We start from the raw sequence: 26,431 nt of genomic DNA, 5'->3' as shown, positions 1-26,431 counted from the left end.
AAAGACTATGGATATCAAAATCACATCACCGTTATTGCCGTTGAGAGACATAGTAGTCTTCCCAAGTATGGTAATCCCTCTTTTTGTTGGAAGAGATAAATCTATTTCAGCTTTGAATGAAGTTATGAAAAAAGATAAGAAAATTATATTAGTTACTCAAAAAAATTCTGAAATTGATGACCCAAAAAAAACAGATATATTTATGTATGGATGTGAAGGAAACATCCTGCAACTTTTAAAACTTCCTGACGGAACTGTAAAAGTTTTAGTTGAGGGTGTTAAAAGAGTAAAAATATTAGATTTTAAGGATAATGAAAAATTTATAACTTGTGATTATGCTCACTATAAAGATGTGATTAATAAAGATGAAGATTTATATCCACTTGCAGCAACTGCTCTTAGAAGATTAGAAAAATTAACTTCTATTAATAAAAAAGTTTCAAGCGAAACTATCAGTACAATTAAACAGTTAAAAGACCCATCTCAAATTGCAGATAATATAGCCTCTCATATCAATGCAACAATTTCTGAGAAACAACAAATTTTTGAAACAGTAGATGTGAAGAAAAGAATAAATGCCATCATTAAAATAATGGAAAATGAAACAAGTATCATAGGTGTTGAAAAAAGAATTAGAGGTAGAGTTAAGACTCAGATGGAAAAAACTCAAAGAGAATATTATTTAAATGAACAATTAAAAGCTATTCAAAAAGAACTGGGTGAAATTGAAGATGGCAAAGATGAAACAACTAGCCTTAATAAAGCGATTACAAAAGCAAAGATGCCTAAAGAGGTTGAAAAAAAATGTTTGCAAGAGCTTAAAAAATTAAAAAACATGAGCCCAATGTCAGCTGAAGCAACTGTAGTTAGAAACTACCTAGATTGGATGACTGAACTTCCTTGGCACAAAAAAAGTGAAGTTGATATTGATTTAACAAAAGCCTTAAATATCTTAGATAAAGATCATTTTGGACTTGAAAAAGTTAAAGAGAGAATAATTGAATTTCTAGCTGTCCAAAAAAGAATGGAAAAAATTAAAGGGCCAATTTTATGTTTAGTTGGACCTCCAGGAGTTGGTAAAACTTCTTTAGGTAAATCTATCGCTAGAGCCACTAATAGAGAATTTGTTAGAATGTCAGTTGGTGGAATGAGAGATGAAGCTGAAATTAGAGGTCATAGAAGAACTTATATAGGATCGTTACCTGGAAAAATAATTCAAATGATGAAAAAAGCAGGAACAAAAAATCCGTTAATTTTGCTGGACGAAATAGACAAAATTGGAAATGACTATCGAGGAGATCCATCATCAGCTTTATTGGAAGCATTAGATCCAGAACAAAACACTACATTTAATGATCACTACCTAGAAGTTGATTATGACTTGTCAGATGTAATGTTTGTGACTACTGCTAATACATTAAATATTCTCCCACCTCTTTTAGATAGAATGGAAGTAATAAGGTTAGCTGGATACACAGAAGATGAAAAAATTAGTATTGCAAATAAATACCTTTTACCAAAACAAATTAAAGATAATGGTGTTAAAGATAAGGAGATGAAACTTGACAATGATATCATTAAGGAGGTTATTAGAGGCTACACAAAAGAATCTGGTGTTAGAAACTTAGAAAGAGAAATCTCAAAACTAGCGAGAAAAGTTGTTAAAAAAATAGTTGCTGGTGAAGAAAAAGAGGTAAATATAAATAATAAAAATTTGTCAGATTTTCTTGGAATTGCTAAATTCAAATTTGGTGAATTAGAGTCTGAGAATAGAGTGGGGATTGTAACTGGACTTGCATGGACAGAATACGGTGGAGAAATTTTAAAAATAGAAACTGTAACAATGCCAGGTAAAGGTAGAATGCAAATCACAGGTAAACTTGGAGATGTAATGCAAGAGTCAGTTAAAGCTGCAAAATCTTTTGTTAGATCAAAATGTTTAGAATATGGAATAATCCCTCCTTTGTTTGAAAAAAAAGATTTTCATATTCACGTCCCTGAGGGAGCTACACCAAAGGATGGTCCATCAGCAGGTATTGGAATGGTAACATCAATTGTTTCATCAATTACAGGGATCCCTGTCAGAAGGGATGTTGCTATGACTGGTGAGGTTACTTTAACAGGACAAGTCTTACCAATTGGTGGTTTAAAAGAAAAATTATTAGCTGCACACAGAGCTGGAATTAAAGAGGTATTGATTCCAAAAGAAAATGAAAAAGATTTAGTTGATATGCCAAAAAAAATTATCGATGATATTAAGATAACACCAGTTGAATATGCTGATCAGGTTTTAAAAGTTGCTTTAACTAAGGAACTTAAAAGAACAGAGTGGGTTGAGGTTGATATATCTAAAAAAGATGACAAATCTCAAGCTAGTATTCAATAATAATTAATTTACTTTATTAAACCGTTGATGTAATAAGTAGCCTTATTTTAGGGTGGTTAGCTCAGTTGGTAGAGCATCTCGTTTACACCGAGGGGGTCAAAGGTTCGAGTCCTTTACTACCCACCAAAATAACAAAGTGGGGGTGTAGCTCAGTTGGTTAGAGCGATCGCCTGTCACGCGATAGGTCGAGGGTTCGAGTCCCTTCACTCCCGCCACTTTTTTGTAATTTATTCTATTAATATCAATTAAAATGTGACGTATCTGCTCTTCAACAACTGTTAAAAACTGCTATATACATTTCCATGTTATCTGAATTTTTAAAAGATTACTTACCAATTATAATATTTCTGATAATTGCATTTGGTCTTAGTTGCGCATTTGTAGTTGTTAATTTTATATTATCACCAAAACAACCTGATCCTGAAAAGCTATCAGCCTATGAGTGTGGATTCGAACCTTTTGAAGATTCTAGGATGGAATTTGATGTAAGATTTTATTTGGTTGCCATACTGTTTATTATTTTTGATTTAGAAATTGCATTTTTATTTCCTTGGGCAATATCTCTTGGCAACATTGGTATATTAGGTTTTTCATCTATGATGATTTTTTTATTCATACTTACTATTGGTTTTATTTATGAATGGAAAAAAGGTGCGTTGGATTGGGAATAAAAATTAACTACAATGAATAATAAGATAGATCAAGTACCAGAAGAATTTAAAAAACTAGCTGAAGATTTTAGTAAAAATGGTTTTATAACAACTTCTTTAAACAACCTGATTAATTGGTCGCGATCTGGATCGCTTCACTGGATGACTTTTGGTTTAGCATGTTGTGCTGTTGAGATGATGCAAACAGCTATGCCTAGATATGATTTGGAAAGATTTGGAGCTGCGCCAAGAGGTTCACCTAGACAATCTGATGTTATGATTGTAGCTGGCACACTAACTAATAAAATGGCACCAGCACTTAGAAAAGTTTATGATCAAATGCCAGAACCAAGATATGTAATATCTATGGGAAGCTGCGCTAATGGTGGTGGATATTATCATTATTCATATTCAGTAGTAAGAGGTTGTGATCGAATTGTTCCAGTTGATGTTTATGTTCCTGGTTGTCCACCTTCCGCTGAAGCTTTATTATATGGAATACTTCAACTTCAAAAAAAAATTAGAAACAAAGGTTCATTTATTAGATAGTTATGAATAATTTAATAGATTTAGAGAAAAAAATTAATTCAGGATTAACTACCAAAATAAATAAAACTGAGATTAAATACAATCAGCTTTATATTGAAACAGATAAAGGTGATTTGATTGATGTAACACTTTTTATAAAAACAAATCCAGATTTTAAATTTAGGCAATTAATTGATATTACTACTGTAGATTATCCAGAAAATGCACATAGATTTAAAATGGTATATTTATTTTTAAGTCATGAATTTAATCAAAGAATTATCTTAAGTTACACGATTGCTGAAAATGAAGTAATACCATCTTTAACAAGTATTTTTCCTGCAGCGAATTGGATGGAAAGAGAAGTTTTTGATATGTATGGTGTATCATTTAAAGATCATCCTGATTTAAGAAGAATATTAACTGATTATGGTTTTGAGGGTCATCCATTACGAAAAGATTTTCCATTAACTGGCAATACTGAAGTTAGATATAGCGAAGATCAAAAAAAAGTAATTAGTGAACCTGTTAAATTAGAGCAAAACTATAGAAATTTTGACTATGAAAGTCCTTGGGAGGGAACAAAGTATATTAAAGAAGAAATTAAAAATAATGACAAAAAAAATTAAAAATTTGAATTTAAATTTTGGTCCTCAACACCCTGCTGCCCATGGTGTATTAAGGTTAATTTTAGAACTTGATGGTGAGGTTGTTGAAAAAGCTGACCCGCACATAGGTTTACTGCATAGAGGAACAGAAAAGTTAATCGAAAATAAGACTTATATGCAGGCAGTCCCTTATTTTGATCGACTTGATTATGTAGCACCTATAAATCAAGAGCATGCATTTGCACTTTCTATTGAAAAGATTTTAAATATTGATGTGCCAATTAGAGCTCAATACATAAGGGTTATCTTTTGTGAAATTGGAAGAATTTTAAGTCATATTTTAAATGTTACTACTCAAGCTTTAGATGTAGGAGCTTTGACACCTTCATTGTGGGGTTTTGAAGAAAGAGAAACTCTTATGACTTTCTATGAAAGGGCCTCAGGGTCAAGACTTCATGCAAATTATTTTAGAGCCGGCGGTGTACACCAAGATTTACCCAACGGTCTTGAAGAAGACATAGCAAAATTTTGTGAAACATTTCCAAAAATTATTAATGATTTAGAGAGTCTGTTAACTGACAATAGAATTTTCAAACAAAGAAATGTTGACATAGGAATTGTAACTAAGGATGACGCATTAGATTATGCTTTTTCAGGTGTTATGATTAGAGGATCGGGCGTACCGTGGGATTTAAGAAAATCTCAGCCTTATGAATGTTATGATCAATTAGAATTTAAAATTCCAGTTGGTAAAAACGGCGACTGTTATGATCGATACTTATGCAGAATAGAAGAGATGAAAGAAAGCGTCTATATAATTAAACAATGTCTTGTTAAAATGGAAAAGGGTCCAATTAAATCTTCAGATGGAAAAATAACCCCTCCACCAAAAAAAGATCTTAAACAATCAATGGAAGCATTAATTCATCATTTTAAACTTTTTACAGAGGGTTATAGAGTTCCAAAAGACGAAATTTATACAGCTGTTGAGGCTCCGAAGGGTGAATTTGGTGTTTACCTTATTTCAGATGGCTCAAGCAAACCCTACAAATGTAAGATTAGAGCTCCAGGCTTTTCTCATTTACAATCTATGGATTATTTAATTAAAGGACACATGTTAGCAGATGTACCTGCAGTGCTAGGTTCGTTAGACATTGTTTTTGGTGAGGTGGATAGATGAGCTTAAGAAGACCATCAAAAGATCAACCAGAAAATTTTGAATTTAATAAATCTTCTTTGGAAGCAGCAAAATCTATTGTTGCTAAATATCCTGAGGGAAAACAACAAAGTGCAGTTATGTCTTTACTTTATATAGCTCAAAGACAGAATAACAACTGGATACCATTAGCTGCTATGAAATATATCGCTAAATTTTTAGATATGCCTTATATAAAAGTTTATGAGGTGGCTACTTTTTATACAATGTATAACTTATCACCTGTAGGAAAATTTTTTGTCCAAGTTTGTACAACAACACCTTGTATGATTAGAGGTGCAAATAAATTAGTGGAAGCTTGTAAAGAAAAAATTTCAGAAAATGAATCAGAACTTTTAAGTGATAAAGATTGTTCATGGATGGAAGTTGAGTGTTTAGGCGCTTGTGTTAACGCCCCTATGATTCAAATTAATGATGACTATTATGAAGATTTAGACAAAGAAAAAACTCTAAAAATTTTAGACAAAATTTTAAAAGGAGAAAATCCTAAACCAGGATCATACAGAGGTCGTGTTAACAATGAACCTGAAAATAGTAGAAAAACACTAATGGATTTAAAAAATGCTTAAAGATAACAATAGAATTTTTCAAAATTTATATAACGACAAGGGATCTGATGTTAGCTCTTCAAAAAAAAGAGGTGATTGGGTTGATACCAAAAATATTACAGGCAAAGGTAGGGAATGGATAATTAATGAAATTAAAGAGTCACAACTTAGAGGAAGAGGTGGCGCAGGATTTCCTACAGGATTGAAATGGTCTTTTGCACCAAAAGAAATTGGTTCAAGACCTCATTATTTAGTTATAAATGGTGACGAGTCAGAACCTGGTACTTGCAAAGATAGAGATATTTTAAGATTTGAACCACATAAACTAATTGAAGGATGTTTGATTGCTTCCTATGCAGTACAAGCACATGTTTGTTATATTTATATAAGAGGTGAGTATTTTGTTGATGGTCAAAAACTTCAAGCTGCAATTGATGAAGCTTATGAAAAGAAATTGATAGGGAAAAATGCTGCAGGCACAGGTTGGGACTTAGATATTTATATTCATTATGGAGCAGGCGCTTATATATGTGGTGAGGAAACGGCTTTACTTGAAAGTATTGAGGGTAAAAAAGGTCAGCCAAGATTAAAACCACCTTTCCCAGCTTTAATTGGATTATATGGATGTCCAACAATAATCAACAATGTAGAAACAATTGCTGTTGTTCCGACAATACTTAGAAGAGGCGGTAAATGGTTTGCATCTTTAGGAAGAGAGAAAAATACTGGTACTAAAATTTTCTGTATATCTGGAAATGTTAACAATCCCTGCAATGTTGAAGAAGAAATGAATATACCTTTAAAAGAATTAATAGAAGTTCATGCAGGAGGAGTTATAGGTGGATGGGAAAATTTACAGGCAGTAATACCCGGTGGATCTTCTATGCCATTAATCCCACAAGAAAAATGCGAAACCCTCACAATGGATTTTGACTCCTTAATGGCAGAAAAAAGTGGATTAGGAACAGCTGGTATAGTTGTAATAAATAAAGATCAAGACATCATTAAATGTATGGCAAGAATTGCAAGATTTTATAAGCATGAAAGTTGTGGTCAATGTACTCCATGTAGAGAAGGATCTGGCTGGATGTGGAGAATGTTGGAAAGAATGGCAGCAGGTGAAGCAACAAAAGATGAAGTAGACATGTTAGGAGATGTAACAAATCAAATAGCTGGACATACTATTTGTGCTTTTGGTGAGGGTTCGTCTTGGCCTGTTCAAGGTTTGTTACGACATTTTAAAAAAGAAATTGAAAAAAGAAATAACTTAGATCCTATAATACAGAAAAAAATTGATATTCCTTATTTAGTTGATCAACATCTATTGGATAAAAATAATGCTTAAACTAAAGGTAAATGATATTGATATTGAAGTAGAAGAAGGTTTGACTGTTCTTCAGGCTTGTGAAAAAGCTGGCGTTGAAATCCCTAGATTTTGTTATCATGAAAAATTGTCCATAGCAGGTAATTGCAGAATGTGTTTAGTTGAAATGGAGAAATCTCCTAAACCAGTAGCTTCATGTGCTATGCCAGCTGCAGAGGGCATGAATATAAAAACAAACACTCCTTTTGTTGAAAAAGCGAGAAAAGGTGTGATGGAATTTTTATTAGCCAATCATCCATTGGATTGCCCAGTTTGTGACCAAGGTGGCGAGTGTGATCTTCAAGATCAATCGATGTTTTACGGTGTAGACAAATCAAGATTTAAAGAAAATAAAAGAACAGTTCCTGAAAAAAATATGGGTCCATTAATTAAAACTCAAATGACAAGATGCATCCATTGTACACGTTGCGTAAGATTTGCAACTGAAATTGCTGGAGTTCCAGAAATAGGAGCAATTGGCAGAGGTGAAGATATGCAAATTACTACTTATTTAGAGCAGTCAATGCAATCTGAGCTATCTGCGAACGTTGTAGATTTATGTCCAGTAGGTGCTTTGACATCAAAACCTTATGTATTTGAAGCTAGACCATGGGAACTAAAAAAAACAGAAACGATTGATGTTATGGATGCGATAGGCTCCAACATCAGAGTTGATACTTATGATTGGGAAGTAAAGAGAGTTCTTCCAATTATTAATGAAGATATTAATGAAGAGTGGATTTCAGATAAATCCAGATATGCTTGTGATGGATTGCTTCATCAAAGGTTAGATGTGCCATTTATTAAATATAACGGAAAATTTGAGAAAGCATCATGGGAAGAAGTTTATAAAATTATTAAATCTAAACTTGAAAACACTTCTAAAGAAAAAATTTGTGGATTTGTTGGTGACCTAACGAATATGGAAACTAGCTATATATTTAAAGAATTCTTTGATCGAACATTAGATATTCAAAATTATGAATCTAGATCAGATAATAGATATGTAAATATTTCTAAAAGAGAAAATTATTTATTCAATTCTTCTATTAATGGTATTGAAGAAGCAGATTTAATTTTATTAGTTGGCACAAACCCAAGGTATGAAGCAACTATTTTAAATGCCAGAATTAGAAAAGCCTATTTAAACAACAATACAAAGATTATTTCATTAAATGATGTAGGTGATTTAACTTATCCATATCAAAGTTTAGATGGTCAGACCCAAACATTAAATAATATTTTTGAAGGAACTCACGAAATATCAAAAGATATTATTGAGTCAAAAAAACCAGTAATAATAATCGGTGAGTCTTTATTGAGATCAAAATCTTCAGAATTTTTATTTAATAGAACAAAAGAATTTTTGATAAAAAATAATAAAATCTCTGTTGATTGGAACTCTTTAAACATATTATCGTGTGATGCAGCAACGGTAGGAAATTTTGATCTTGGTGTAATCAATAATCGAAATCATTTATTAAATGATTTAAAAGAACATAAATTTGATATTGTTTATTTAGTGGGTCAAGATAGCTTGGATTTTGATAAAAAAGATGAATTTATCATTTATCAAGGTAGCCATGGTGATAAAGGAGCAGAATGTGCAGACATTATTTTACCAGGGTCAGCTTATACTGAACAAGATGGTTACTTTACAAATCTAGAGGGAAAAGTTCAAAAAGCTTACAAAGCATCATACCCTCCAGGTGAAGCAAAAGAAGATTGGCAAATAATTAATAAACTTGCTGAATACATGAATAATAGAAAATTATTTAACGACAAAGATGAATTAGAAAGTAGCATGTTTAATTACTTAAATTTACAAAAGGAAAAACAAATAAACGAATTAAACAATTCAGATAAAAAGTTTCAAAGTGAAAAGTTAATAATTAATGTTAAAGATTATTATTTTTCAAATGTTATTGCTAGATCGTCAAAAACAATGATTGAGTGTAATGACTCTAAAATAAAATTGAAATTTACAGGCACTGAAGATTAACATGGAATATGTAAGTATAATTTTTCAAGAAGTTTATAAAATTTTATTTTTATTAGTCCCTGTTTTAGTTTCTGTAGCAATGATTGTTTGGCTTGATAGAAGAGTGTGGGCATTTGTTCAAAAAAGACAAGGCCCAAATGTTGTGGGACCTTTTGGTTTGTTACAATCACTTGCAGATGCTTTAAAATATATTTTTAAAGAGATTATAATTCCTTCAAGTTCAAATAAGGTGATTTTTATACTAGCTCCAATTGTTACTATGACACTAGCTTTAATTGCTTGGGCAGTTATTCCATTTAGCGCAACCCAAGTATTAGCTGATATAAATGTTGGAATACTTTACCTGTTTGCAGTTTCTTCACTTGGTGTCTATGGAATTATTATGGGTGGTTGGGCTTCAAATTCAAAATATCCCTTTCTTGGTGCAATTCGATCTGCTGCACAAATGGTATCTTATGAAGTTTCAATAGGAGTAATAATAATTAATGTTCTGCTCTGTGTAGGATCTTTAAATTTAAATGATATTGTTATTGCTCAACAAAAATTATGGTTTGTTGTTCCACTATTTCCAATGTTTGTTATTTTTTTTATATCAGCATTAGCTGAAACAAATAGACCACCTTTTGATTTGCCTGAAGCTGAAGCTGAACTTGTAGCCGGTTATCAGACAGAATATTCAGGCATGATGTATGCCATGTTTTGGTTGGGTGAGTATGCCAATATTTTATTAATGTGTGCTATGGGTGCAATATTGTTTTTAGGAGGTTGGCTTTCACCAATAGAGGTTTACCCATTTACAATTATACCAGGAGCAATATGGTTAATATTGAAAATTTTATTTTTATTTATTTTATTTGCTCTAGTTAAAGCTATTGTACCAAGATATCGATACGATCAATTAATGAGACTTGGTTGGAAAGTATTTTTACCTCTATCTTTAACTTGGGTGGTATTAACTGCTAGCTATTTATTTTATTTCAACCTTTTACCAGTAATTTAAAAATGAAATTATCGAGATTTTTTAAAACCATATTTATGACAGACTTTGTAGGAGGTTTAGTAATTGCAATTAGAGAATTATTTAAATCAAAAAAAACAATTAATTATCCATTTGAAAAAGGAAAAATAAGCCCACGTTTTAGAGGCGAACATGCACTTAGAAGATATCCTAATGGGGAAGAAAGATGTATAGCCTGTAAATTATGTGAAGCTGTTTGCCCAGCCCAAGCTATTACAATCGAGTCAGCAGCTAGAGAGGATGGTAGTAGAAAAACTACAAGATATGATATTGATATGATGAAATGTATTTACTGTGGTTTATGTGAAGAAGCTTGCCCAGTTGATGCAATAGTTCAAGGTCCGAATTTTGAATTTTCAACAGAAACAAGAGAAGAACTGTATTATACAAAAGAAAAACTTTTAGATAATGGTGATAGATGGGAGAATGTATTAGCGGCAAATATTAAAGCTGATAATCCATATAGATAAATCTATGATTGCTCATTCAATTTTCTTTTATACGTTTTCATTTATAGCTGTAATTTCAGCAATCATGGTTACAGTTTCTAAAAATACCGTTCATTCAGTTTTTTTTCTAATTTTAGATTTCATTAGCATATCTTGTCTTTTTATTATGATAGGAGCTGAGTTTTTAGGAATGATAATGTTAATCGTTTATGTCGGTGCTGTAGCAGTATTATTTTTATTTGTAGTAATGATGTTAAATGTTGCTCAACAAAAAAATCAATGGTTTGCGTCAGAAGAGAGCTCAAAACATATACCTGTAGGTCTTATTATTAGTACAATTATTTTTTTTGAATTGATAATTGTTATTGGTGGTTGGAAATATAAACCTGATTTATTTGATATAAATAATTCGGTAGATACTTTTAATGTAAGCAATACTCATTCTCTTGGACAAATTTTATATACTGATTATATCCATGTGTTTCAATTAAGTGGTATGATTTTATTAGTGGCAATGATTGGTGCCATTGTTTTGACTTTTAGAAAAAGAGAAGGTGTTAAAAAACAAAGTTACTTAAAACAAATATCTAGGGAAAGATCAGAAGGTGTACAGGTGCTAGAAGTTGAAACCAATAAAGGAGTTAAAATAGATGACTGATATTGGTTTAGGACATTATTTATCATTAGGGGCAGTTATTTTTTCAATCGGAATAATAGGTATATTTTTAAATAGAAAAAATATTATCGTAATATTAATGAGCATAGAGTTAATACTACTTGCGGTTAATATAAATTTAGTTGCATTTTCAATTTTCTTAGGAGACCTTGCTGGACAGGTATTCACTCTATTTATCTTAACAGTTGCAGCTGCTGAAGCCGCAATTGGGTTAGCAATAATTGTAGTTTATTATCGCAATTCAGGAACTATCCGAGTTGAAGAAATAGATAAGTTGAAAGGATAAATATGGAAATTTCTATTTTATTTCTTCCACTTATAGCTTCAATTATCTCAGGTTTTTTTGGAAAATATATTGGTGATAGAAACTCTGAAATTGTTACTAGTACTCTAGTTTCAATATCTGCGTTTTTTTCAATTTTTATATTGTATCAAGTGATTGTTAATCAATACGAAGAAAATATTGTTATAGCCACTTGGATAAATTCAGGATCACTAGATGTTAATTGGTCGATGTTGATTGATCCATTATCAGCTGTGATGCTTGTTGTTGTTACATCAGTTTCATCTTTAGTACATATTTATTCAATTGGTTATATGTCTCATGATCCTCATAAACCAAGATTTATGGCATATCTATCGCTTTTTACTTTTGCTATGTTGATGTTGGTCACCTCAGATAACTTCATTCAGCTATTTTTTGGCTGGGAAGGAGTTGGTCTTTGTTCATATTTCTTAATTGGTTTTTGGTTTAAAAAGGAAAGTGCAAATTCTGCAGCAATTAAAGCTTTTGTAGTAAATAGAGTAGGTGACTTTGGTTTCGCGTTAGGAATTTTTTTAGTATTCTATTTATTTGGAACTGTTAATTATTCAGAAGTGTTCCAACAAATACCAACAGTTGTTGACAAAAATTTATCTTTTTTAGGTTTTGAAGTAAAAGCTATAGATCTAATTTGTTTTTTATTATTTATTGGTGCAATGGGTAAATCAGCCCAAATTTTATTACATACATGGTTGCCAGATGCAATGGAGGGACCTACGCCTGTATCTGCATTAATTCATGCTGCTACTATGGTAACAGCTGGAGTGTTCTTAGTAGTTAGATGTTCACCGATTTATGAATACTCACCATTAATATTAAATTTAATAACAATTGTTGGAATGACAACAGCATTTTTTGCAGCAACAGTTGCGTTAGTTCAAACAGATATTAAAAAAATTATTGCTTACTCAACTTGTAGTCAATTAGGTTATATGTTTTTTGCAGCTGGAGTAGGAGCTTATAATGTTGCAATGTTTCATTTATTTACACACGCATTTTTTAAAGCTTTATTATTTTTAGGATCTGGTTCCGTTATTCATGCATTTAAAGATGAGCAAAATATTAATAATATGGGAGGGGTATGGAGGAAGCTTCCTTATACTTATGCCTTGATGATTATAGGAACTTTAGCATTAACAGGTTTTCCTTTCCTTTCAGGTTTTTACTCTAAAGATGCAATTATTGAATTTGCATACCTAAAAGGAAATGCTACCGGATACTATGCTGCAGGAATTGGAATTTTTACAGCATTTTTAACATCAGTATATTCATGGAGATTAATCTTTAAAACATTTCACGGAACATATAATAATAAAATTGTAAAGATTGAAGATACACACGAATCTCCGTTAGTAATGTTGATACCTTTAGTTATATTGTCTATTGGATCTATATTTGCAGGTTTTTTATTTAAAGATTTATTTGTTGGTCATGGAGGAGAAAATCTATTCTGGGCCGAGTCTATCAAATTTTTAGAACCATTAAGTACAGAACATCCACCAACATGGTTTTTGCTACTAACACCTTGCTTGGTGTTAACGTCTATCCCTATTGCTTATTATTTATTTGTCAAAAATAAAGAATTACCAAATGAAATAGCCAATATGAATAAGCCACTATACAAGTTTTTAGTTAATAAATGGTATTTTGATGAATTATATGAAGTCATTTTCATAAATCCTTCAAAAAAATTAGGTTTATTTTTTTGGAAATTTTGTGATGGAAAATTGATTGATGGTTTCGGACCTGATGGAATTTCATCATTTATAAAAAAATGTTCTTTAAAAGCAAATAAATTTCAAAGTGGTTTTATTTACCATTATGCTTTTGTTATGCTTTTAGGTTTTTCAGCTTTATTAACCTTTTTAATAGTTAAATAATGAATTTTCCAATTCTTTCATCCTTAATTCTACTGCCGACTGTGGGAGCTCTTTTTTTATTTTTCACAAAAAATAAAAATGGGAATAATTCAACGGTTAAATATGTTGCTCTTTTTACATCAGCTGTAAATTTTTTAATTTCTATTTACCTTTGGATTTCTTTTGATCAATTAACATCTAATTTTCAATTTATTGAAGACAAAACATGGATTGAGGGTTTTATTAATTACAAAGTTGGAGTAGATGGAATTTCAATTTTATTTATCATTTTAACAACATTTATAACTCCTTTATGTATCGTTTCAGTTAATAATTCAGTCAAAACAAGATTAAGAGATTTTCTAATAGCAATACTAATTATGGAAAGCTTTATGATAGGAGTTTTTTGTTCTCTTGACTTAGTTGTATTCTATTTATTTTTTGAGGCTGGATTAATTCCAATGTTTTTAATTATTGGTATTTGGGGTGGACCTAAAAGAGTGTATTCAGCATTTAAATTCTTTTTATATACACTCCTAGGTTCTGTATTGATGTTAGTTGCAATTATTTCAATTTATTGGATTTCAGGAACCACCGATGTAATTAAACTGTATGAACTTGGTATTGACGCAAAGTATCAAAATTTATTATGGCTTGCATTTTTTAGTTCTTTTGCAGTAAAAACACCTATGTGGCCAGTTCATACTTGGTTACCAGACGCCCACGTTGAAGCTCCAACTGCTGGGTCAGTTTTGCTAGCTGCGATTTTACTTAAAATGGCTGGGTACGGATTTATACGATTTTCATTAGGACTTTTTCCAATTGCGTCAGAAATCTTTACGCCTTTAATTTATGCTTTAAGTGTAATAGCTATAATTCTCACATCATTAATTGCGTTAATGCAAGAAGATATGAAAAAGCTTATTGCCTATTCTTCTGTAGCTCACATGGGATTTGTAACATTAGGAATATTTACTATTCAACAACAAGGTATTGAGGGAAGTATAATTCAAATGATTAGTCATGGTTTAGTTTCTGCTGCCTTATTCTTATGTGTTGGTGTAGTTTATGACAGAATGCATTCAAGAATGATTAGTTCTTATGGTGGAATAGTTGCTATCATTCCTAAATACTCAATTTTATTCATGTTATTTACCTTAGCAGCGCTTGGTCTACCTGGAACGAGTGGCTTTATTGGAGAATTTTTGATCTTAATGGGTGTATTTAAAGATAACTTTTTAGTAGCTGTTTTAGCTAGTCTAGGTGTAATTCTGGGAGCCGCATACATGTTGTGGTTATATAAAAGAGTTGTTTTTGGAAAATTAATCAACGAAAATCTTAAGTCATTAATTGATCTAAATAAATCAGAATACTTTATTTTAATTTGTTTAGCAGCACCTACGTTATTTTTTGGATTTTATCCTGACCCGCTAATTAATACAATTGAAGTTTCGGTTAAAGATCTAATTAATATGTATAATTCAAATTTAATAATAAAATAATATGGAAAATCTTAATTTAATATTACCTGAAATATTTATCTCACTATCAATAATGTTTTTATTGGTTTTAGGTGTTTTTAAAAAAGATAGTTCAAAAATTGTTTTTAACATTTCATTATTAGTTCTCTTAATTACAGCAATAATTACTCTTAATGAAACTTTTAGTATTGGTAGAGTAACCTTGTTCAACAATAGTATTATTATTGATTACATGTCATCACTAATGAAAATTATCACTCTACTTGGTGCTTTTTTAGTTTTAGTTATCTCATCAACATATCTTAAAACATTTAAAATTTATAAAATTGAATATCCAATTTTAATATTAAGTTCAATATTAGGTATGATGGTAATGATTAGTTCAAACGACTTAATGGTATTTTATATGGGTCTAGAATTGCAATCTTTAGCGCTATATGTTTTAGCCACTTTTAACAGAGATCAATTAAAATCATCTGAGGCTGGTTTAAAATATTTTGTTTTAAGCGCTTTATCATCTGGTTTGCTTTTATATGGTTGTTCATTAATTTACGGATTTTCAGGTTCAACAAATTTTAATGTAATTGCAAATCAACTTAATTCAAATGAATATGTTTTAACTTTCGGAATAGTATTTATTCTTGTAGGTCTGGCATTTAAAATTTCAGCCGTACCTTTTCATATGTGGGCGCCTGATGTTTATGAAGGATCACCTACATCAGTTACTTTATTTTTCACGATGGTGCCTAAAATTGCTGCATTAACCGTATTTATTAGATTTTTATATGTTCCTTTTTTGAATTTATTTGATCAGTGGCAAATCATTATAATTTTCTTATCCATAGCATCTATGCTTTTTGGCGCGATAGCAGCTATAGGTCAAACTAATATAAAAAGACTTGTAGCTTATAGTTCAATTGGACATATTGGATACACATTAGCTGGTTTAGCAACAGGCTCTAATGAAGGAATTCAGAGCTCAATTATATATATATCGATTTATATTGTTATGAACTTGGCGTTATTTTCTTGTTTGTTAATGCTTAAAAGAAATGATCAATATTACGAAGATATAGAAGATCTTTCGGGATTATCTAAAAACCATCCTTTATTATCTTTGTCTTTATTGGTTATATTATTCTCTTTAGCAGGAATTCCTCCATTAGCTGGTTTTTTTGCAAAATTTTATATCTTTAAGGCGGTTATAGAACAGTCAATGTATTTCTTAGCAATCGTAGGTTTGTTATCAACTGTTATTGCAGCATTTTACTATTTAAGAATTATTAAAATAATATATTTCGATAAAGAGAAAGAAAAATATGATGAAGATCATAGTCTTTGGATAAAATTTTCACTTACTCTTTCAACAATATTAATTCTCTTATACTTCATTTCACCAAGTCAACTGATTGATGTGGTATCTAGAATTAATATTATTTAATGAAATTTAAAAAATTTAAATTCAAAAAAGTTAAAAGTACAAATAATACAGCAATTCGAATTATTAAAAATTCAAACTACAAGTGTGGAATGGTGATATCTGACGCACAAACAATGGGCAGAGGTCAACATGGAAAAAAATGGATTTCACATAAAGGTAATTTATTTGTTAGTTTTTTTTATGAATTAGAAAATATTAATATAACTATACCAAGACTTACAATGATTAATTGTTTATTAATTAAGAAATTATTAAGAAACTATTATAAAAAAAAAATTACATTTAAAAAACCTAACGATTTATTGATCCATAAAAAAAAATTATGTGGAATATTACAAGAAACAATCTCCTTTTTTGATAAAAATTTTTTAATTATAGGTATTGGTATAAATATTAATAAAAACCCTAAAATTAAAGATTATCCAACAACAAGCTTGTCTGAATTAATCAATAAAACTATTAATAAAAGAGAAATAGAGAATAATCTAAAACTTATTTTTGAAAAAAATCTACTAAAAATGTATAAAATAAATAAATAACTAATGTATATACTTGGAGACATAGGGAACACTGAAACTAAAATTTTTTTAGTTTCAATCAATCATAAGATTATAAAAAAATTAACTTATTCAACTAAAGATTTAGATCAAACTAAATTAAAAAAATTATTTATCAATTTTAAAATTGATTATGAAAAAATAAATAAAATACTATTTTGTAGTGTTGTACCCAAATCATTTAATATAATAAAAAAATTTTTATCCAAAAAGACAAAAATAAAATGTTATGAAGTAAAAGATTTAAACTTAAAATCTTTAATAAAAATTAAAGCAAATTATAAACAGGTCGGTTCTGACAGATTAACGAATGCAATTAGTTTAACAAACAATCATAATAACTTTATTATTATAGATTTTGGTACAGCTACAACTTTTGATGTTTTAATAAAAAATACTTATTCCGGTGGTATTATTGCGCCCGGTGTGAAACTTTCTTTAAATTCACTGTCAGATAAAGCAACTCTAATTCCAAAAATTGATCTTAAAAAGATCAAAAATATAATAGGTAATGACACAATCTCTGCTGTTAGATCTGGTTTTTTCTGGGGTTATGCGGGTTTAATTGACAATATCATTTATTTAATTAAGAAAGAGACTAGAAAATCTTTTAAAGTAATAATTACTGGAGGATTTTCTGACTTATTTAAAAAATCAATAAAAACGAAAGTTTATCACAACAAAGACATTACAATTAACGGTCTAATCAAGATTTCAAAATTAATTAAATAACATGAAAGATGAATTATTATTTTGTCCACTGGGTGGATCTGGCGAAATAGGCATGAACATGAATTTGTTTGCTTATGGTAAACCAGGAGAACACAAGTGGATTATGGTTGATATAGGTGTCACCTTTGCAGATGACACACTTCCAGGTATTGATTTAATCTATCCAGATCCTGGATTTATTGTTGATAAAAAAGACGATCTATTAGGAATTGTTTTAACTCATGCACATGAAGATCACATTGGTGCAATAGCTCATCTTTGGCCTAAACTAGAATGCAATATATTTGCAACTCCATTTACTGCTGTTTTAATTAAAGAAAAATTTAAAGAAAAACATATCGATATAACTAGAAATCTTAAAATAGTGCAATTAAATGGAACAATAGATTTAAATCCATTTAAGATTGAATACATAACTTTAACTCACTCAATATTAGAACCAAATGGTTTAAGAATTGAAACACCTGCAGGTGTAATTTTACATACTGGTGATTGGAAAATTGATCCAGAACCTTTAATTGGTGGAAACATTAATTCTAATAGATTGAAGGAAATAGGCAATGATGGTGTTCTTGCAATGATATGCGACTCAACAAATGTTTTTAGCTTAGGTAAAGCAGGCTCTGAATTAGATGTTAGAAAAAGCATGTTAAATATTATGAGCAGTTTAAAAAAAAGAATTATTATTGCTTCTTTTGCCTCAAATGTCGCTAGACTAGAAACAGCTTTTTATTGTGCAGAAAAAACTGGTCGACAAATATCTCTAGTTGGAAGATCAATGCACAGAATATTTAAAGCAGCAAAACAATGTGGCTATTTAAAAAATGTTATTGAACCAATAGATCCTCGTGAGGCAAAAAATATTGCTAGAGAAAAAATTGTTTATCTTTGCACAGGTAGTCAAGGGGAGCCCATGGCTGCATTAATGAGAATTGCCAAATATACTCATCCAGATGTATTTATTGAAAAAGATGATACAGTTATATTTTCATCAAAAATTATTCCAGGTAATGAAAAAAAATTATATAATTTACAAAATCAATTAGTTAAAGATGGTATTGAAGTAATATCTGAAGAAAATGAATTTGTTCATGTTTCGGGACACCCAAATAGAGATGATCTAAAAGAAATGTATGAATGGGTAAAACCACAGTGCGTTATCCCTGTGCACGGAGAACACAGACATATGATTGAACATATGAAATTTGCAAAAGAAATGAATGTGCCTAACCCAGTTCAAGTTGAAAATGGTGATATTGTTAAGCTTCACCCAGGAAAACCTGAAGTATATGATAAAGCTCCAAGTGGCAGGCTTTACGTAGATGGAAATATTAGTGTAGCAGAAGACGCTCAATCAATTAAAGATAGAAAAAATTTAAGTGCAAACGGATATATTGAGGCTACCGTATTAATTACTCCAAAAGGTAACATTCATAAAAGACCAGTTTTAACTTTTAGAGGTATTCCAGTTGATGATACTGAAGAATTTATTTATGGTTTAGAGGATGCGATTGAGGAAATCACAAGAACTTTTAGATTAGGAAGCAAGCAGCAAGAACACAATTTAATTGATGCACTTAAGATTGCTTGTCGAAAATTTTCAAAAGAAAAAACTGGAAAAAAACCTTTTACAAATATTAATCTAGTAAGAATTTAATGAGCATCACAGGTTTAGCTATAATCTACATAATTATATGGTGGATTGTATTTTTTGCTATCTTACCAATTGATGTAAATAGATCAAAATCAATTATAATTGATGGTGAAGACCCTGGATCCCCAGAAAATCCTAAAATGCTGAAAAAATTCCTATATTGCACAGGTATTACAACTGTTATTTTTATTATAATTTATTTATTAATTAAATTTGAATATTTGAATTTAAGAAATATTATTAATTAAGATGCTTTTATCAAAATCTTTTATTCCAATATTAAAAAATAATCCTTCTGAGGCCAAAATCAAATCTCATCAATTAATGTTGAGAGTAGGAATGATCAAACAAGCTTCTGCTGGTATTTACTCTTGGCTTCCACTTGGATTTAAAGTGATGAAGAAAATAGAAGCCATTGTAAGACAAGAACAAAATAAAATAGGTGCGCAAGAAATTTTGATGCCAACAATTCAATCGAGTGAAATTTGGAAAGAAAGTGGTCGATACGATGATTATGGAGAAGAAATGCTCAGAATTAAAGATCGTCAGAATAGAGAAATGCTTTACGGCCCAACTAACGAAGAGCAAGTAACTGAGATTTTTAGATCTTCATTTAAGTCTTATAAATCATTACCGCAACTATTGTATCATATACAATGGAAGTTTAGAGATGAAATCAGGCCTAGATTTGGAATTATGAGAGGTAGAGAATTTTATATGAAAGACGCATATTCATTTGATGTTACGGATGAAGATGCATTTTACTCTTACAATAAATTTTTCTTATCTTATTTAAGAACTTTTAAAAGATTATCATTAACAGCTATTCCTATGGCTGCTGACACTGGTCCTATAGGAGGAAATTTATCACATGAGTTTATAATTTTGGCTGACACAGGTGAAAGTAAAATTTTTACTGATAAACGAATTTTTGATTTAACTAGCGAAGGTACTAATTTAGAAAAATCTTCGCTGGAGCAAATGCGTAAAAAATATGAACAGTTTTATTCAGTGACTGATGAAAAATTTAATAAAGATGAATTTGAAAAAATGGTATCTGAAAAAAATAGATTAATTACCAAAGGTATTGAAGTAGGACATATATTTTATTTTGGTGACAAATATTCAAAAGCAATGAGTACTGCTGTTGATCTTCCTGGTGGTAAAAAGGATTTTGTAAAAATGGGCTCTTATGGAATTGGTGTATCAAGGTTAGTGGGAGCTATTATAGAGGCTAAATATGATGATAAAAATGAAATCATGAAATGGCCATTGTCTGTTGCTCCTTATGACATTGCACTTATTCCTATGATAAATAAAAATGACACTTCTGCCCTTGAAAAAGCTAACAATATTAATTCTGAATTAATAAAAAATAATATTGAAGTAATTATTGATGATACTGAGGAAAACTATTCATCAAAAATTAAAAAGATGAATTTAATTGGAGCCCCATATCAAATTGTTATTGGAAAGAAATCTGAGGGTGATCTTCTAGAATTTAAAGAAATTGGCAAAGAAACACAAAATTTATCTTTAGATAAAATTATAGAAATTATAATAAAACAAAAAGCTTCCAATTGATTTCTAATTTAGAAAAAGAAATTACGTTTAGGTTTTTAAAAGCTAGAAAAAAAGATGGCTTTTTAAATGTCATTTCAATATTTTCATTTATTGGAATAAGTCTTGGAGTAGCCGTTCTAATAATTGTTATGTCTGTTATGAATGGTTTTAGATCAGAGTTAATTAATAAAATTGTTGGTTTTAACTCTCATATAACGGTCAAATCATATGACAGTTCAATTGACCAAAAAAAACTAAATAGCAAAAATCTTTCTTTAATCTCAAAAAATATTGTTTTAAGTAATTCAGGTGAAGCGATAATACTAAAAAACAATACCTCAAAAGGTGTTGTTTTAAGAGGCTATGAAAATAATGATTTCTCAAAATTAGAAATTATTAAAAATGATAAATTTAAAGGCAATAAATTACTACTTAAAGATTTTATATCAATAGGTAATGAACTAAGTTTTGCATTAGACCTTCAGGTTGGCGATGAGATAACTTTAATGTCTCCGTCAGGAGTAGAGACAATAGTTGGTAATCTACTCAAACAAAAAAATTTTATAGTAACTTCGATTTTTAACAGTGGTTTAGCAGAATTTGATAACAACATAGCATTTATTAATTTAAATACTTTAGAAGAATTTTTTGGATTTGACATCAATGATAGAGCTTTAGAAATATATCTTAAAAATCCCAATAAAATAGAATCTCAAAAAATGATAGTCCAAAAAATTTTTGATAAAGAATTTGTTTACAGTTGGGCAGATATGAATAATTCATTATTCTCAGCTTTAAAAGTAGAGCGAAATGTTATGTTTATAATATTATCTTTAATAATTGTGGTTGCAGCTTTTAATATTATTTCTGGACTAACAATCTTAGTTAAAAATAAAACAAAAGATATTGCAATATTAAAATCAATAGGTGTTTTAAATAAATCAATCATAAAAATATTTTTTTTAGTGGGTGTTTTAATTGGCACTTCTGCAACAGCTTTTGGTATTTTATTAGGAGTAACTTTTTCAATTTATATAGAGAATTTTAGAGAGTTTTTAAGCTCAACATTTAATATCAGCTTGTTTCCAGAAGAAATTTATTTTTTAAGCAAAATGCCTTCAGAAATTAACCCTACATCAATTTTTTTAATTTCAATTTGTTCGATAATAATAACAATTATTGTATCAATATTTCCCGCTTTTAAAGCGGCAAAACTAGATCCAATCAAAGCACTTAAATATGAATAGTTTTTTAAAATTAAAAAATATTTCAAAAAATTTTGATACAGAAAAAAAGATTAAAGTTTTAAAAAAGTTGTCTTATAATTTTAAAAAAGGCAAAGTATATTCTTTAATGGGACCTTCGGGTTCTGGTAAATCCACGTTATTAAATTTAATCTCTTTAATTGATAGACCAACTAATGGATCAATAAAATTTGATAACGCTCTAGTAAACTTTAAGGAAAATAATAAAAATGATATTTTTAGAGCAAAAAAAATAGGGATTGTTTATCAACAAAATAATCTTCTTCCAGACTTTACAGCTTTTGAAAACTTATATCTTGCAAGCTTATCAATTAACGACAATAAAAAGATGGCCATGTTAAAAGCTGAAAATTTGTTAAAAAAGATTGGATTATCAAATAGATCCGATCATTTTCCATCGCAGTTGTCTGGTGGTGAGTCTCAAAGAATAGCTATCGCAAGAGCAATAATTAATGATCCAGATATAATATTGGCAGATGAGCCTACGGGTAGTTTGGATATGAAAACAGCAAAGGATATTTTTGATCTTTTAAATAATCAAAAGAAACCAAATAGATTAATAATTTTTGCAACTCATAATAAATTCTTTGCAAAAAAAGCAGATTATCTCTTGGAGCTGATTGATGGTAGTATAAAAACTACTAATGTCTGAATCATCTTTCAAAACGTATAACCATTTAAAAATACATACTCAATATTCAATATGTGAGGGTGCTATAAAAATTGATGATTTACAAGATTTCTCAAAATCAAATAAAATTCAATCTCTAAGTCTTTGTGATACGTCAAATTTATGTGGAGCCCTGGAATTTGCAGAAAAAATTTCAAAAGTTGGTACTCAGCCAATAATAGGGACGCAGATTAATTTTAAATACGGTGATACTATTGGATTACTTCCCTTATTTTCATTAAATGAAGAAGGTTATAAAAGAATTATTAAACTTTCATCACTATCTTATTTAGAAAATGATGAACTTTCGGATCCACATTTAGATTTTGAAGAATTACTTGAAGATAACGAAGGTGTAGCCTTATTTTCAGGAACTATTTTTGGACTTTTCGGTAAACTTTTTGATAAAGGAAAATTTAGTGAAATAGATGATATGTATAAAAAAATTAAATCTAAATATAATGACAGATTTTATTTAGAAATTCAGCGTCATAATGATCAAAATGAACTAGGCTTTGAAAAATTTAACTTAAAAAAATCATTAGAAATAGAAATTCCTATAATTGCTACTAATGAAGTTTTTTATCTCGATAAGGATATGCATGAAGCCCATGATGCATTGATTTGTATTGGTAACAAAAGTTATGTTAATGAAAAAAATAGAATTAAATTAAGCAATCAACATTATTTTAAAACAAATTCAGAAATGACTGAATTGTTTGCAGATTTACCAGAAGCTCTAGAAAATAACTATAATTTTCCTTTAAGATGTAATTTTAGACCATTATTTTCTAATCCAGTTTTACCAAATATAAGTTCAGAAAAAGGAGGAAATGCTGACGATGTTTTAAAAAAAGACTCATTACATGGTTTAAGAATTAAATTTGATAAAATTTTTGGAATTAAATCCAATGAACTTAAAAGTAACAAAAAATTTTTTAACTACAAAGATAGGCTCGATCATGAATTATCGATTATAATTGAAATGAAATATTCTAGTTATTTTCTCATTGTATCTGATTATATTAAATGGGCAAAAAGTAACGACATTCCTGTAGGACCAGGTAGAGGTTCTGGTGCTGGATCTCTTGTAGCTTGGTGTCTTTCAATTACCGATGTTGATCCTATTAAATTTAATTTAATTTTTGAAAGGTTTTTAAATCCTGATAGAATTTCTATGCCTGATTTTGATATAGATTTTTGTGAGGAGAAAAGAGATCTAGTTTTTGAATATTTAACTAAAAAATACAAAGATAGTGTTGCTCATATAATTACTTTTGGAAAATTAAAAGCAAGAATGGTAATTAGAGATGTTGGTAGAGTATTAGGATTGCCATATGGTTTTGTTGATAGTATTTCAAAAATGATACCTTTTGATCCGTCAAGACCACAAAGCTTATCACAGTGTATAGCAGGAGAACCTAGGCTTCAAAAACTTGTAAATGAAGACTCTAGAGTAAAGAAATTGACTGATCTTTCTTTAAAATTAGAGGGTTTAAATAGAAATGTTGCAACACATGCTGCTGGAGTTGTTATAGCAGACAAAAAATTAACAGAAGTCGTTCCATTGTATAAAGACGCTTCAGCAAACTTGTTATTGCCATCTACACAATTCGATATGTACTCAGCAGAAAATGCTGGTTTAGTAAAATTCGATTTTTTAGGTTTAAAAACATTAACTGTAATTAATAATACTCAAAAATTAATAAAAAAATTTGATAAAGATTTTAATATTGAGAATATTAGTTACGAAGATCAAAAAGTGTTTGATCTTCTTTCTAGCGGTAATACTGTTGGTTTATTTCAGGTTGAGAGTGCTGGTATGAGAGAAGCTTTAGTTCAAATGAAGCCCAACCACATTGAAGACATTATTGCATTAGTTGCTCTTTATAGACCAGGTCCAATGAGTAATATTCCAATTTATAATGATTGTAAGCACGGTAGACAAACGCCTGATTACCTACATCCTCTATTAGAAGATATTTTAAAACCAACCTATGGTGTAATTATCTACCAGGAACAAGTAATGCAAATTGCTCAAAAGTTATCTGGTTTTACAGCAGGACAAGCAGATCTTCTTAGAAGAGCTATGGGGAAAAAGAAAAGAGCAGAATTAGAAAAACAAAAACAGGGCTTTATCGCTGGTGCATTAAAAAATGGAATAGCTAAAGATGTAGCTGCTGGAATTTTTTTAAAGATCGAGCCATTTGCCGAATATGGTTTCAACAAAAGTCATGCCGCAGCCTATGCTATTATTTCATATCAAACTGCTTTTTTAAAAACTTACTACCCAAAAGAGTTCATTGCAGCGTCAATGACAACGGATATTTCTAATCAAAATAAATTAAGTGAATTTTATGAAGAATTGAAAAGATTAAATATTAAAGTTACAAGACCAGATATTAATGAATGTTTCGCTGATTTTAGAACAACTGATAATAGTTTTTATTATGCTTTAGGTGGTATTAAGGCAGTTGGATATGAAGCAATATCAAATGTTGTTAAAGAGAGAGTCAAAAATGGAAAGTTTTCATCTATAAATGATTTTTTAAAAAGAGTTAATCCAAAAGATATGAACAAATTACAATTAGAAGGTTTAGTTAAAGCTGGTGCATTTGATAATTTAAATATTAATAGACAGGCACTCTTTGACTCAATACCAAACTTTATTTTAAAAACTAAGAATATTTTTGAAAATAAATCAGCTAATCAAATTGATCTATTTTCTGAAGATGAAATATTAGAAAATGATATTGTCAATGATATTGAAGATTGGAATTTTGAAGAACGTTTATCTAAAGAATTTGAAGCAGTTGGTTTTTTTATTTCAGATCATCCACTAAATCAGTTTACTGAAATTTTTGATGATTATAAAATAAAAGATTATTCAGAGTTTAATTTAAATGATGAGATAAAAGATGCAAACATTGCCTCAACACTACTAAAAGTTCAAGAAAGAAAAACAGCTAAAGGAAATTCCTATGCTGTTTTAAAATTAACAGATTTAACAAGTGTTTTTGAACTTTTTATATTTTCAGATATTTTAGAACTAAATCGTGAAATTTTAATAGAAGGTAATTCTTTAATTTTAACTTTAGTTAAAAGTATTTCTAATGATGAAAATAGATTTAAACGTGTTAATGTTCAAAAAATTGGATCATTAAAAGATCTTTTTAATAGCCCAATTAAGGAGGTCTTTTTTGAACTTAAGTCTGATGATGAAGTAAATGAAATTTCAAAAATATTAGATAAAGACGGTAAAACAGTTATTAACATAAACTTAATTAATGATGATAAAACGTTGACTTTTAAACTAAGAAATAATCGAAATTTAGACAGAAAATCACTCAACCTTCTCAGAAAAAGAGATATTTCAAGCACTATAATTTAAATAAACACTTGTTTAATTGTTAAAATATTAGTAAATAATCCGTAAATTAAAT

23 protein-coding genes and 2 tRNA genes are annotated in these 26,431 nt (G+C 29.5%); all 25 read left to right on the top strand.

Translation table 11 applies throughout. The features are described from left to right. The first annotated feature begins 7 nt into the window (after positions 1-7). Positions 8-2,386: an endopeptidase La gene (gene lon / locus ACIJYB_RS04390; protein ID WP_435150094.1), complete on the top strand. Its 2,379-nt coding sequence runs from the start codon at positions 8-10 to the stop codon at positions 2,384-2,386. Positions 2,387-2,436: 50 nt separating this feature from the next. Then, positions 2,437-2,512: transfer RNA gene (locus ACIJYB_RS04385), tRNA-Val, on the top strand. A gap of 12 nt (positions 2,513-2,524) precedes the next feature. Continuing rightward, positions 2,525-2,601: transfer RNA gene (locus ACIJYB_RS04380), tRNA-Asp, on the top strand. 87 nt (positions 2,602-2,688) lie between these two features. Then, complete coding sequence (locus ACIJYB_RS04375; protein ID WP_435150092.1) at positions 2,689-3,057, top strand: NADH-quinone oxidoreductase subunit A; 369 nt, start codon at positions 2,689-2,691, stop codon at positions 3,055-3,057. 12 nt (positions 3,058-3,069) lie between these two features. Next, a complete protein-coding gene (locus ACIJYB_RS04370) occupies positions 3,070-3,585 on the top strand; it encodes a NuoB/complex I 20 kDa subunit family protein (RefSeq protein ID WP_435150090.1) in 516 nt (171 codons plus the stop codon). A gap of 2 nt (positions 3,586-3,587) precedes the next feature. After that, the gene (locus ACIJYB_RS04365; protein WP_435150088.1) at positions 3,588-4,193 is read left to right on the top strand and encodes an NADH-quinone oxidoreductase subunit C; all 606 of its coding nucleotides are present in this window, start codon (positions 3,588-3,590) and stop codon (positions 4,191-4,193) included. Further along, positions 4,177-5,352, top strand: coding sequence for an NADH-quinone oxidoreductase subunit D (locus ACIJYB_RS04360; protein WP_435150086.1), 1,176 nt, complete (start codon positions 4,177-4,179; stop codon positions 5,350-5,352). The genes ACIJYB_RS04365 and ACIJYB_RS04360 overlap by 17 nt, the downstream gene beginning before the upstream one ends. Continuing rightward, entirely contained in the window at positions 5,349-5,957 is a 609-nt protein-coding gene (nuoE, locus tag ACIJYB_RS04355; protein WP_435150085.1) for an NADH-quinone oxidoreductase subunit NuoE, read from the top strand. The genes ACIJYB_RS04360 and nuoE overlap by 4 nt, the downstream gene beginning before the upstream one ends. Beyond that, on the top strand, positions 5,950-7,281 hold the full coding sequence (gene nuoF / locus ACIJYB_RS04350; RefSeq protein WP_435150084.1) for an NADH-quinone oxidoreductase subunit NuoF: 1,332 nt from the start codon (positions 5,950-5,952) through the stop codon (positions 7,279-7,281). Before nuoE ends, nuoF begins: the two co-directional genes overlap by 8 nt. Further along, complete coding sequence (nuoG, locus tag ACIJYB_RS04345; protein WP_435150082.1) at positions 7,274-9,301, top strand: NADH-quinone oxidoreductase subunit NuoG; 2,028 nt, start codon at positions 7,274-7,276, stop codon at positions 9,299-9,301. Before nuoF ends, nuoG begins: the two co-directional genes overlap by 8 nt. Position 9,302: 1 nt before the next feature. Then, positions 9,303-10,301, top strand: coding sequence for an NADH-quinone oxidoreductase subunit NuoH (gene nuoH / locus ACIJYB_RS04340; RefSeq protein ID WP_435150080.1), 999 nt, complete (start codon positions 9,303-9,305; stop codon positions 10,299-10,301). A gap of 2 nt (positions 10,302-10,303) precedes the next feature. Further along, positions 10,304-10,789, top strand: coding sequence for an NADH-quinone oxidoreductase subunit NuoI (gene nuoI, locus ACIJYB_RS04335; RefSeq protein WP_435150079.1), 486 nt, complete (start codon positions 10,304-10,306; stop codon positions 10,787-10,789). Positions 10,790-10,793: 4 nt separating this feature from the next. Then, complete coding sequence (locus ACIJYB_RS04330) at positions 10,794-11,426, top strand: NADH-quinone oxidoreductase subunit J (RefSeq protein WP_435150078.1); 633 nt, start codon at positions 10,794-10,796, stop codon at positions 11,424-11,426. After that, complete coding sequence (gene nuoK, locus ACIJYB_RS04325) at positions 11,419-11,730, top strand: NADH-quinone oxidoreductase subunit NuoK (RefSeq protein ID WP_435150077.1); 312 nt, start codon at positions 11,419-11,421, stop codon at positions 11,728-11,730. Before ACIJYB_RS04330 ends, nuoK begins: the two co-directional genes overlap by 8 nt. 2 nt (positions 11,731-11,732) lie before the next feature. Beyond that, a complete protein-coding gene (nuoL, locus tag ACIJYB_RS04320) occupies positions 11,733-13,646 on the top strand; it encodes an NADH-quinone oxidoreductase subunit L (protein ID WP_435150075.1) in 1,914 nt (637 codons plus the stop codon). Then, positions 13,646-15,127 (top strand): NADH-quinone oxidoreductase subunit M, encoded by a 1,482-nt coding sequence (locus tag ACIJYB_RS04315; protein ID WP_435150074.1) that lies wholly within the window; start codon positions 13,646-13,648, stop codon positions 15,125-15,127. The genes nuoL and ACIJYB_RS04315 overlap by 1 nt, the downstream gene beginning before the upstream one ends. 1 nt (position 15,128) lies before the next feature. Next, a complete protein-coding gene (gene nuoN, locus ACIJYB_RS04310) occupies positions 15,129-16,547 on the top strand; it encodes an NADH-quinone oxidoreductase subunit NuoN (protein ID WP_435150073.1) in 1,419 nt (472 codons plus the stop codon). Then, positions 16,547-17,086 carry a biotin--[acetyl-CoA-carboxylase] ligase gene (locus ACIJYB_RS04305; RefSeq protein ID WP_435150071.1) on the top strand — a complete coding sequence of 180 codons (540 nt, stop codon included), beginning with the start codon at positions 16,547-16,549 and terminating at the stop codon, positions 17,084-17,086. The genes nuoN and ACIJYB_RS04305 overlap by 1 nt, the downstream gene beginning before the upstream one ends. A gap of 3 nt (positions 17,087-17,089) precedes the next feature. Further along, positions 17,090-17,836, top strand: a complete 747-nt coding sequence (locus ACIJYB_RS04300; protein ID WP_435150070.1) for a type III pantothenate kinase — start codon at positions 17,090-17,092, stop codon at positions 17,834-17,836. A 1-nt stretch (position 17,837) separates the two neighbouring features. After that, positions 17,838-19,493 (top strand): ribonuclease J, encoded by a 1,656-nt coding sequence (locus ACIJYB_RS04295; RefSeq protein ID WP_435150069.1) that lies wholly within the window; start codon positions 17,838-17,840, stop codon positions 19,491-19,493. Further along, positions 19,493-19,738, top strand: a complete 246-nt coding sequence (locus ACIJYB_RS04290; RefSeq protein ID WP_435150068.1) for a DUF1467 family protein — start codon at positions 19,493-19,495, stop codon at positions 19,736-19,738. The genes ACIJYB_RS04295 and ACIJYB_RS04290 overlap by 1 nt, the downstream gene beginning before the upstream one ends. A gap of 1 nt (position 19,739) precedes the next feature. After that, positions 19,740-21,074, top strand: coding sequence for a proline--tRNA ligase (gene proS, locus ACIJYB_RS04285; RefSeq protein WP_435150066.1), 1,335 nt, complete (start codon positions 19,740-19,742; stop codon positions 21,072-21,074). Then, complete coding sequence (locus tag ACIJYB_RS04280; RefSeq protein WP_435150065.1) at positions 21,071-22,300, top strand: FtsX-like permease family protein; 1,230 nt, start codon at positions 21,071-21,073, stop codon at positions 22,298-22,300. The genes proS and ACIJYB_RS04280 overlap by 4 nt, the downstream gene beginning before the upstream one ends. Further along, the gene (locus ACIJYB_RS04275) at positions 22,293-22,970 is read left to right on the top strand and encodes an ABC transporter ATP-binding protein (RefSeq protein ID WP_435150063.1); all 678 of its coding nucleotides are present in this window, start codon (positions 22,293-22,295) and stop codon (positions 22,968-22,970) included. The genes ACIJYB_RS04280 and ACIJYB_RS04275 overlap by 8 nt, the downstream gene beginning before the upstream one ends. Next, entirely contained in the window at positions 22,963-26,379 is a 3,417-nt protein-coding gene (gene dnaE / locus ACIJYB_RS04270; RefSeq protein WP_435150061.1) for a DNA polymerase III subunit alpha, read from the top strand. The genes ACIJYB_RS04275 and dnaE overlap by 8 nt, the downstream gene beginning before the upstream one ends. Positions 26,380-26,431 lie beyond the last annotated feature (52 nt).

It is taken from the genome of Candidatus Pelagibacter bacterium nBUS_44, from assembly GCF_051200895.1.
Classification (GTDB): Bacteria; Pseudomonadota; Alphaproteobacteria; order Pelagibacterales; family Pelagibacteraceae; genus Pelagibacter.
The sequence above is the reverse complement of the archived record's forward strand: the minus strand, read 5'-3'. Positions and strand labels throughout refer to the sequence as shown.